This window comes from Proteiniphilum sp. UBA5384, from assembly GCF_002410825.1.
In the GTDB taxonomy this organism is placed as follows: domain Bacteria; phylum Bacteroidota; class Bacteroidia; order Bacteroidales; family Dysgonomonadaceae; genus Proteiniphilum.
The window spans coordinates 254,574-255,501 of sequence record NZ_DHOS01000052.1 but is presented as its reverse complement, the minus strand read 5'-3'; the positions used below and the strand labels follow the sequence as shown (position 1 = coordinate 255,501).

The following is a 928-nucleotide window of genomic DNA, read 5'->3' as shown; positions in this document are numbered from 1 at the left end:
AGTTCGAGTCTCTCGACCCGTGCAAAAAACTATCTAAAGTTAAATGAAAAAAATAGTTGCATATATCAGCGATTCCTATAATGAACTGGTTCATAAGGTTTCCTGGCCATCCAGAGAAGAACTCTCCGGCAGCACGGTAATTGTATTGATTGCTTCCCTTATCATTGCTGTGTTTGTGTTCGGTATGGATTCTTTATTTGAGTGGGTATTAAAACTTCTCTACGGTATTTTATAAAATCTGAAACTAAAGAGACTATGACTGATGAGAGAAAAAAATGGTACGTACTACGTGCTGTTAGTGGAAAAGAAAATAAAGTCAAAGAGTATCTTGAGTCAGAGATAAAGAAGACCGATCTGGGAAAATATATCTCTCAGGTTCTCATTCCCACAGAAAAGACTTATTCAGTACGTAACGGAAAGAAAGTGATGAAAGAACGTGCTTATCTTCCCGGTTATGTGCTTATTGAGGCTGAACTGACGGGTGATGTGATACATGAACTGAAAAATATCAATTATGTTGCCGGCTTCCTGCCTAATACCACCGATCCTCAACCTTTACGGGAATCGGAAGTAAAACGAATCCTCGGAACGATGGATGAGTTGGAAGAGGCAGGTGACGAGATGGATATGAAATACTATGTAGGCGAAAACGTGAAAGTGATCGGAGGTCCTTTCAGTAGTTTCTCCGGCGTGGTAGAGGAAGTGAATGAAGAGAGAAAGAAGCTCAAAGTGATGGTAAAAATTTTCGGAAGAAAACAACTCCTCGAGTTGGGCTATATGCAAGTAGAGAAAGAATAGTCAGATATTTGGTTACGCAGATTCTGTAAATTCTTTAAGTGTTTCGAAAACCCCAATTTATTAAAATCAAAACAATGGCTAAAGAAGTTGCCGGACAACTAAAATTACAAATCAAAGGAGGAGCTGCAAA

The 928-nt window shown here is 38.9% G+C and carries 2 protein-coding genes; both read left to right on the top strand.

What is annotated here, in order from left to right; translation table 11 throughout:
• Positions 1–43: 43 nt before the first annotated feature.
• Positions 44–235 (top strand): preprotein translocase subunit SecE, encoded by a 192-nt coding sequence (gene secE / locus B4G81_RS10765; protein ID WP_294082364.1) that lies wholly within the window; start codon positions 44–46, stop codon positions 233–235.
• A gap of 20 nt (positions 236–255) precedes the next feature.
• Positions 256–798 (top strand): transcription termination/antitermination protein NusG, encoded by a 543-nt coding sequence (nusG, locus tag B4G81_RS10760; protein ID WP_294082363.1) that lies wholly within the window; start codon positions 256–258, stop codon positions 796–798.
• Positions 799–928: the final 130 nt, after the last annotated feature.